The organism is Dysgonomonas sp. HGC4, from assembly GCF_001261715.1.
GTDB lineage: Bacteria > Bacteroidota > Bacteroidia > Bacteroidales > Dysgonomonadaceae > Dysgonomonas_A.
Genome location: NZ_CVRU01000163.1, coordinates 124,291 through 133,644 on the forward strand (window position 1 = coordinate 124,291; position 9,354 = coordinate 133,644).

General features: G+C 35.1%; 11 protein-coding genes. All 11 read left to right on the forward strand.

Going from position 1 to position 9,354, the window contains the following annotated elements; translation table 11 throughout:
- Positions 1 to 26 precede the first annotated feature (26 nt).
- Positions 27 to 650: a recombination mediator RecR gene (recR, locus tag HGC4_RS16185; RefSeq protein ID WP_050711178.1), complete on the forward strand. Its 624-nt coding sequence runs from the start codon at positions 27 to 29 to the stop codon at positions 648 to 650.
- A 14-nt stretch (positions 651 to 664) separates the two neighbouring features.
- Positions 665 to 1,087: a hypothetical protein gene (locus HGC4_RS16190; RefSeq protein WP_050711179.1), complete on the forward strand. Its 423-nt coding sequence runs from the start codon at positions 665 to 667 to the stop codon at positions 1,085 to 1,087.
- 71 nt (positions 1,088 to 1,158) lie between these two features.
- A complete protein-coding gene (locus HGC4_RS16195; protein ID WP_050711180.1) occupies positions 1,159 to 1,614 on the forward strand; it encodes a BT0820 family HAD-type phosphatase in 456 nt (151 codons plus the stop codon).
- 18 nt (positions 1,615 to 1,632) lie between these two features.
- Positions 1,633 to 2,616 carry a glycosyltransferase family 2 protein gene (locus tag HGC4_RS16200; protein ID WP_050711181.1) on the forward strand — a complete coding sequence of 328 codons (984 nt, stop codon included), beginning with the start codon at positions 1,633 to 1,635 and terminating at the stop codon, positions 2,614 to 2,616.
- Positions 2,617 to 2,700: 84 nt separating this feature from the next.
- Positions 2,701 to 3,225 (forward strand): GNAT family N-acetyltransferase, encoded by a 525-nt coding sequence (locus HGC4_RS16205; protein WP_050711182.1) that lies wholly within the window; start codon positions 2,701 to 2,703, stop codon positions 3,223 to 3,225.
- Between the two features lie 83 nt (positions 3,226 to 3,308).
- On the forward strand, positions 3,309 to 3,872 hold the full coding sequence (locus HGC4_RS16210) for an L-threonylcarbamoyladenylate synthase (protein ID WP_050711183.1): 564 nt from the start codon (positions 3,309 to 3,311) through the stop codon (positions 3,870 to 3,872).
- A gap of 18 nt (positions 3,873 to 3,890) precedes the next feature.
- A complete protein-coding gene (locus tag HGC4_RS16215) occupies positions 3,891 to 4,460 on the forward strand; it encodes a pentapeptide repeat-containing protein (RefSeq protein WP_050711184.1) in 570 nt (189 codons plus the stop codon).
- 113 nt (positions 4,461 to 4,573) lie between these two features.
- Positions 4,574 to 5,167 carry a YdeI/OmpD-associated family protein gene (locus HGC4_RS16220; protein ID WP_050711185.1) on the forward strand — a complete coding sequence of 198 codons (594 nt, stop codon included), beginning with the start codon at positions 4,574 to 4,576 and terminating at the stop codon, positions 5,165 to 5,167.
- 168 nt (positions 5,168 to 5,335) lie between these two features.
- Positions 5,336 to 7,126 (forward strand): chloride channel protein, encoded by a 1,791-nt coding sequence (locus HGC4_RS16225; RefSeq protein WP_050711194.1) that lies wholly within the window; start codon positions 5,336 to 5,338, stop codon positions 7,124 to 7,126.
- Between the two features lie 85 nt (positions 7,127 to 7,211).
- Positions 7,212 to 8,183 (forward strand): methionyl-tRNA formyltransferase, encoded by a 972-nt coding sequence (gene fmt, locus HGC4_RS16230; RefSeq protein WP_050711186.1) that lies wholly within the window; start codon positions 7,212 to 7,214, stop codon positions 8,181 to 8,183.
- Positions 8,184 to 8,228: 45 nt separating this feature from the next.
- Entirely contained in the window at positions 8,229 to 9,287 is a 1,059-nt protein-coding gene (aroB, locus tag HGC4_RS16235; protein WP_050711187.1) for a 3-dehydroquinate synthase, read from the forward strand.
- The last annotated feature ends 67 nt before the right edge of the window (positions 9,288 to 9,354 follow it).

The following is a 9,354-nucleotide window of genomic DNA, read 5'->3' on the forward strand; positions in this document are numbered from 1 at the left end:
ACACTACTTAAAACAAGAGTTAATTAATGATCCAAAAATACCCTTCCGTATTATTAGAAAATGCGGTAAATGAATTTGCTAAATTACCGGGCGTAGGTCGAAAAACGGCACTTAGACTCGTACTGCATATGCTTCGACAAGACAATAAGAGTGTCGAAAATTTCTCGTCAGCCATTTTAACTCTAAAAAATGAAGTGAAGTACTGCAAGTCATGCTACAATATTTCGGATGCCGATATTTGCCCAATCTGTGCAAATCCTGGGCGAGAGAAATCGATTGTATGTGTTGTAGAAAACATCAAAGAAGTGATGGCAATAGAAAACACTTCTCAGTTTAAAGGTTTATATCATGTATTAGGGGGAATTATATCGCCGATTGATGGTATTGGCCCCGGAGATCTTCAAATAGAAAGCCTTGTAAAACGTGTATCCGAAGGACATATTAATGAAATAATATTAGCGTTGAGCACAACCATGGAAGGTGATACAACCAATTTTTATATTTATAAAAAACTAGCTCCATATAATATCAAAATATCGATGATAGCCAGAGGTATATCTATTGGCGATGAGATTGAATATGCTGACGAAGTTACACTTGGCAGATCGATTATAAACAGAATTCTTTTCAATGAATCATTCAACCTATAAAAATAGACTTTAAAATGCTTGATAAAACACATAAGCAACTAAAACTTATCTACTGGAGTTGTGTTATAATTATGTTCACAGCTTTTGTACTGGACGTATTATATACAAGTAAATATACGCTGCCAATCGAAAACACTGGACTGGAACGATGGGGAATAATTATCACTCTTGGAGGGATATTTGCATCTTTGAAATTGCTCCATCCCCGATTGAGTGAAAGTGATAGAACAGACACAGAGACGGCGTTAAAAAAATATTTCACAAAATATATTACTCGTCTGGCTGCTTTGAATGCGATTTCGATATTTAATCTGATTTGTTTGAATCTGACAGCTATCGAAAATTTCAGATACTTGGCTTTCCTTAGTATATTTGCATTGCTTCTGTGTGCTCCTAGTAAGACACATATAGAGAATGAGACTAACATACAAGAATAAAAAAGAGAGCTATAAACAACTTAACAATAAAGCAGTATCTGATTTACTGCAATTAAATATAGGACAAAATTATGATTATTGCTGTTGACTTTGACGGAACAATTGTTGAACACGAATACCCTAGATTGGGAGCTCCCATACCATTCGCGATAGATACTTTATTGAAGCTTCAAAAAGATGGCCATGTACTCATCTTGTGGACAGTAAGAGACGGTGCTCTCCTACAAGAAGCTATTGATTATTGTGCTAAAAAAGGATTGACCTTCTTTGCTGCCAATAAAAACTATCCGGAAGAAGACCCTACGAGAGCGTCTCGAAAATTAACAGCCGAACTGTTTATTGATGACCGTAACGTTGGAGGATTACCAGATTGGGGAGTGATTTACAATGCAGTAAAAGCTGCCGAGCGTGGAGAGTTTTCTTTTGAACGCATAATGATGTCTGCCGGAGAAAATCAACAAAGAAGACGTCGCAAGAAAAACTTTTTTATTCGCTTAGGTGAAATGTTCGAACGCGATGGTTATTGACCCGAACACACCCATAAAATGAAATTATCTATTATCATTGTTAATTACAATGTAAAATATTTTTTAGAGCAATGTTTGAAGTCTATCTTGGCTTCAAACATTGCTTTTAATTATGAAATATTTATAGTAGACAATAACTCAACCGACGGCTCTATTGAATATTTGAAAGGTAAATTTCGACAATCGAACATTCACTTCATTGAGAATAAAACAAATCCGGGATTTGCGAAAGCAAATAATCAAGCCATAAAATTAGCCGAAGGAGAATACATCCTACTATTGAATCCCGATACTATTGTAGGTGAAAATGTTCTGTCTAATGTTTGCCGATTTATGGATTCCAAACCTCAATCGGGAGCCGTAGGGGTAAAAATGATAGACGGATCGGGACAGTTTCTGCCTGAATCCAAAAGAGGCTTCCCCACCCCATGGGCTTCCTTTTGTAAAATATTTGGTCTGGCTTCAATATTTCCAAAGTCCGTTTTTTGGGGAGGATATAATTTGCTATATTTGGATGAAGATAGCATACATCAAGTTCCAATATTGGCAGGAGCTTTTATGATGATACGAAAAGAGGCTTTAGACAAAGCCGGATTATTGGATGAAGCTTTCTTTATGTACGGAGAGGATATTGACCTATCGTACCGAATAGAGCTAGCAGGCTATAAAAATTACTATCTGCCCGAACGTATTATACATTATAAAGGCAAGAGCACTAATAAAAACGATTCGAAATACACGAATGCTTTTTATGGAGCAATGCAGATATTTTACAGTAAATATTATCCTCATGATAAACTGTTTTCAATATTTGTTTCGACTGGTATAAAAACTAAGGTAATGATAGAGCAGCTAGCAGGAAAACTAAAAGTATCGAAACCGAAAAAAAATATTTCCGAAGATAATATTGTCACATTTAATACAAACGATCTCAGTTACGAAGAGATAATTAATAAAATGGACAGTAATCAAAATAAAAGCATAGAATACAGAATAGAGTAAACAATAATAAAATCTTATACCCAAAATTCCAAAATCAGGAATTTTAAATAATCTAGTACACAATTCACCAAACAATATACAACTATGTTTCTTGAAAATGATATACTTAAACTTCGTTCACTAGAGCCTGAAGATTTGGACATTCTTTACAAATGGGAAAACAACACCAACCTTTGGGTGCATGGCAATACATTAACCCCTTACTCTAAACTTGCTCTAAGGCAATATATATCAGAAACACAACAACAAGATATATATGAGGCTAAACAACTTCGGTTTATGATAGAACTGAAAGCTACTAATACAGCTATTGGTACTATCGATTTATATGAATTCGATTTTCATCATAGCAGAGCAGGGATAGGAATCCTTATTGATGAAAATTACAGAAATAACAGTTATGCATTGCAAACTCTTGATTTAATCAAGGAATATGTATTTGCTTTTTTACACATAAAACAAATATTTGCCTACATAACTACCGACAATCCTCAAAGTATACGACTATTCGAGAAAGCAGGTTATAAACGTGCCGGTGAGTTAGTAGATTGGGTACATTACGATTCTATTTACAAGAATGTTTATATCTATCAACTCATAAGATCATAGACTATTATAAAATGATGGCATAATAACTATTCTACTCATAGCAAAACAATAAAAAGGTCTGAGACCTAAATTATAGAAAGAAGATGAAAGAAGATATACTAAAAGCCTGCGAGATAATGAATGCAGGAGGTATTATACTATACCCCACTGATACTATCTGGGGAATTGGATGCGATGCAACCAATGAAGATGCAGTACGCAAAGTGTACGAACTAAAAAAACGTTCGGACAGCAAATCGATGATTGTACTTATAGATGTTCCTGTAAAATTAGAATACTATCTGGACGAAGTACCCGACATGGCTTGGGATTTAATTGAAATCTCAGAGAAACCACTCACCATCATTTATGATAAGGCCCGCTATGTAGCTCCCAATTTAATAGCCGAAGATGGAACTTTGGCAATACGAGTTACTCAGGAAAAATTCTCACAAGAACTATGCAAACGATTCCGAAAAGCCATTGTATCTACATCTGCAAATGTGAGTGGAGAAGCATCTCCTCAGAATTTTTCACAAATATCGGATGTCATCAAAGATGGGGTTGATTATATTGTAGGTTTCCGACAAGAAGAAACCTCTAATCCAAAACCTTCAAGCATTATTAAATTAGGTTTAGGAGGAGAAATTAAAGTAATTAGAGAATAATACCATTTTATTAAAGGCATGGGCAAAATTTACGAAAACCAAACTATTACACAAGAAGCATTTCTTGAAGCAGGAATGTACGGCATTGAATATTTCGAATGTACTATTGAAAGATGTAATCTGTTCGAGCAAGAATTAAACGACTGCATCTTTTCTAATTGTATCTTCAAGAATTGCGACTTGTCTATGTGCAAACTGACAAACACTCAAATGAATGATATTAAATTTGAGAATTGTAAAATAATGGGAGTCGATTTTAGCCGTTGTCCTGGATTTCTGTTTGAAGTAAATTTTGTGGATTGCATTCTCGATTTTTGCTCGTTTGAGAAACTTAAGATGGCAAATACATCCTTTCGGAAGTGTTCTATGAAGGGGGTTGATCTGGTAGGAACTCAACTACAAAATACCCTTTTCGATCAAGTTAATCTTGAAGAAGCTACATTTTCAAATACCAATCTAAAAGAGGCCAACTTAAGTACTGCTTACAATTTTATAATAAGTCCTACGCAGAACAATATAAAAAAAGCTGTATTTTCTGAAAACAATCTATCGGGGCTGCTTCATGAGTTTAGCATTTCTATTGTTTAGATAAATATAGAAAAAGGAAGACATAGTACAGAACCTAAACTTAAAAATCGCACTAAAAACAACCGGATAGTAATTTAGACAGAAAAGTATTCAACCCAATAAAAGAACATATTATGGCAAAGAATATAATGAATCCTAAGGTTGATATTTTTTTAAGTGAAGCCACAAAATGGCAGGCAGAGTTCGAAAAATTGAGAACCATCATTCTTGATTGTCATCTGACCGAAGAATTGAAATGGGGAAAGCCTTGTTACTTATTTGAGAATCGAAACATCGTATTAATACACGGGTTTAAAGAATATTGTGCAATTCTATTTTTCAAAGGTTCTCTATTAAAAGATCCCAATAATATTCTAGTCCAACAAACTGAGAATGTTCAGGCAGCACGACAAGTTCGGTTCACTAATATTCAAGAAATAGTTAACATAGAACCAATCCTAAAAGCCTATATCTATGAAGCTATTGATATTGAAAAGTCTGGTTTGGAAGTAAATTTCAAGAAGAATACTGAATTTAAGATTCCTGAGGAATTTCAAAAGAAATTAGATGAGATACCAGCCTTAAAAACGGCTTTTGAATCATTAAGCCCGGGACGTCAAAGAGCCTACATTCTGTATTTTTCTGCACCCAAACAAATAAAAACCCGAGAATTGAGGGTAGAGAAATACACACAACAAATTCTCTATGGTAAGGGATTAAATGATTAATAATCCTACATGACTCAGCATTCAAGAAAAAAATGGAATAAGATCCTGTAAAATTGCAATAGAATATAACAATATATTAGCTTCTGCATATTTTCCGAATTTGATTGTTTAAAAGCTTCTTTCTTTGTATTCTTATTTGTAAATTTGAAGTTCATAAGATTTATAGGTATGTCAGAGAAAAGCACTTTTAACAGTTTTATAGCCTGGAAGAACAGGAATGTCAAAGAACAGCACTTTATTATTTTTCTAAGTTTTCTTGTTGGTATACTTACTTCTGCCGCTGCGCTTATACTTAAAACAATAATTCATTTTATACAGCACCTTCTTACTGATAATTTCACTGATTCACATGTCAATTTTTTATATCTGATTTATCCCGTAGCAGGTATTCTCATAGCTGGACTTTTTGTAAAATATGTGGTAAGAGATGATATTAGTCATGGAGTAACTAAAATTCTCTATGCCATATCGCAACGCAAAAGTTATATAAAAGCTCATAATATGTACACCTCTATCCTCGCGAGTTCTGTAACAATTGGTTTCGGGGGATCCGTAGGAGCCGAGGCACCTATTGTACTGACAGGTGCAGCTATTGGTTCAAACTTAGGTCGTGCTTTCAAAATAGAACAACGTCATTTAATGCTACTTATAGGCTGCGGAGCTGCCGGAGCCATTGCTGGTATCTTTAAAGCACCCATTGCAGGTTTAGTTTTTGTTATCGAAGTATTGATGCTCGATTTAACAATGACTACTGTGCTTCCTTTATTGATAACATCTGTTACTGCTGCTACCTTTGCTTATATGACTACTGGCACAGGAGCAATGTTCAGATATGCTTATGTCGAAATATTTCATCTAGAACGCATACCTTATGTAATTCTTTTAGGTATATTTTGCGGACTTGTTTCCTTATACTTCACAAGAGCAATGAATGCCATCGAAAATGTATTTCGCAAACTCAACTATTGGCAGAAATTCGCACTTGGAGCAAGCTTATTAAGTGTGCTTATTTTCCTTTTTCCTCCTTTCTATGGTGAAGGTTACGACACAATAGATTCTTTATTAAGCGGACTAAAAGACAATGAATCTATTATGAATGGTAGTTTATTCTATCCTTTGAAAAATTCATCTTGGGGAATTGTCGGACTATTAGTTTCCTTACTTATATTTAAAGTATTTGCATCTAGTGCAACCAATGGAGGTGGTGGTACCGGTGGTATTTTTGCACCTTCGTTATTCCTTGGTTGTATAGCAGGCTTTGTATTTGCATATATCCTTAACCAACTTCATCTATCACCATTTCTTCCTCACGAAAATTTCGCACTTATGGGTATGGCAGGAGTTATGGCTGGGGTTATGCATGCACCTTTAACTGGAACATTCCTTATCGCGGAATTAACTGGTGGATATGAATTATTACTTCCTCTTTTAATCGTTTCTACGATCTCATATGCCACAATCAAATTATTTGAACCTCATAGTATATACGCTATGCGATTGGCTAAAAAAGGCGAGTTGATAACTCATCAAAAAGACAAGGCTGTCTTAACACTTATGGATTTGAAATCGCTGATAGAACACAACTTTCAAGCCGTGAATCCAGACATGACTTTGGGTGATATGGTAAAGGTAATTACTCAATCATCGCGAAATATTTTTCCGGTAGTAGATAATGATGGAAAACTTAGTGGAGTTGTATTAATAGACAATATACGGAACATTATGTTCCGACCCGAGTTATACGATAAGTTTAAGATTACCCGCTTTTTGGTGTCTCCTCCTGCGGTTATTAGCATCAATATGCACATGGAGGAAATCATGTCTCTATTCGATAAAACAAAAGCTTGGAATCTACCTGTTATTGATGAGAATGGCAAATATTTGGGATTTGTATCCAAATCGAGCATCTTGAATAACTATCGTAAGGTGTTAGTTGATAATTTCTCTGAACGCGATTAAGGTCACCAACTTTTTTATTGCTTAGGTAGCAGGGCAATAGAAGCCTGTCATAAATTAAGATATAAAAGATATTTACGAAATATTAATGGATAAAAAAGATTTACGAATCGTCTTTATGGGTACACCAGACTTTGCTGTGGCAAGTTTGCGTGTATTGGTTGAGAATAACTATAATGTAGTAGGAGTTATAACCATGCCCGATAAACCAAGTGGCAGAGGGCATAAAATACAACATTCGGCTGTAAAACAATATGCATTAGAGCAGAACCTACCTATTCTTCAACCCGAAAAGCTAAAGAACGAAAACTTTATAGAAGAACTAAAGGCTTTAAAAGCCGATCTTCAAATTGTAGTAGCATTCAGAATGTTACCCGAGGTAATTTGGGATATGCCACGCCTTGGAACATTCAACCTACATGCCTCTTTATTGCCTCAGTACAGAGGTGCAGCACCTATTAACTGGGCAATTATCAACGGCGAAAAAGAAACTGGAGCAACTACATTCTTCTTGACACACGAAATTGATACAGGTAAGATAATAGCACAAGAACGCATTCCTATTGGAGAATCGGACAATGTTGGAAAGATACATGACGAGCTAATGAATATGGGTGCAAAACTTGTACAAAAGACTGTTGACCTACTTCTCGAAGATAAAGTAGACGCTATCCCTCAAGAGCAATTCTTCAATAATGAGACAGAGCTAAAATCAGCTCCTAAGATATTTAAAGAAACATGCCGCATAGACTGGAATAAGTCTGTTGAGCAAATCTATAATCACATTAGGGGATTATCTCCCTACCCTGTTGCTTGGACTGAACTATATACTATTGGAGAAGAGCCGATAGCAGCAAAAATATATTCAGCCAATAAAATTCAGACCGAATTACAACTTCCCGTAGGTAGCATCTCTACAGATAATAAAACATATTTGCAGATTGCATGCATGGAAGGAGCTATTGAAGTCAAAGAGATACAACTACCAGGAAAAAAGGCTATGAAAATAGATGAACTCCTTAGAGGTTATAAATTTCCCGAAGGCAGCTATTTTAAATAAGACTACATATACAAACTAATATTTGCACTATAAAAATATCAAATAATGCAGAAAGTAATCAAATCGACTGATCTGAATACAGATCTTAAAAATATATTATCGGCAATTCCTCATGATAAACTATTTATTCTAACAGATAGAAATTCAGAGGAGCTATGTTTTCATCTTATCAATAATCTGGATGAAATAAAGAATGCTGGAAAAATAACCATAGAAGCTGGAGATAATAACAAGAATCTGGAGAGTCTTTCTACTATCTGGACATTCTTATGTAACAATGGAGCAACACGCAATTCTCTCCTTATCAATCTTGGAGGAGGAATGATTACCGATATAGGCGGATTTGCTGCCGCCTCTTTTAAACGTGGCATAAAGTGCGTAAATATACCTACTACCTTACTTGGAGCCGTAGACGCTGCTGTGGGAGGGAAAACAGGTATCAATTTCAATGGTCTAAAAAATGAGATTGGAGCTTTTGCGGCTGCCGAAACGGTATTGATAGACTCGGTATTTTTCAGATCACTTGACCATTCTAACTTCATGTCCGGGTATGCAGAAATGCTGAAACACGGGCTTATTTCAAATGAATCAACTTGGGTAAAACTTCTTCAATTCGATACTCGCAATATTGACTATCAAATTCTAAAAGAATTAGTGGTTGAATCGGTAGAAGTAAAAGAAGACATTGTCGAAAAAGATCCTTTAGAAAAGAATATTCGCAAGTCTTTGAATCTTGGTCATACTATAGGACATGCTTTCGAAAGCTTATCCTATACAATGAAACAACCTATGCAACACGGTTATGCAGTAGCTTGGGGAATTGTATGTGAGTTATATCTGTCTCACAAGAAATGTAATTTCCCCAAAGATAAGCTATGGCAGACCTTATCGTTCATCAAAGAGAACTATGGCACATTCTACTTCGGTTGTGACGAATATGAGGCTCTATACGAGTTAATGAAGCACGATAAGAAGAATGCTTCAGCTGATGAAATCAATTTCACTCTATTGTCTGATATAGGGCATTGCTTATTGAATCAAACAGCTACAAAAGAAGATATATTTGAGTCTATTGACTTTTTAAGAGAATCAATAGGAGCATAATATGTAGACCGATTAACTATATAAGATAATTAAAAAGGAGCTAATATTTATATTAGCTCCTTTTTCT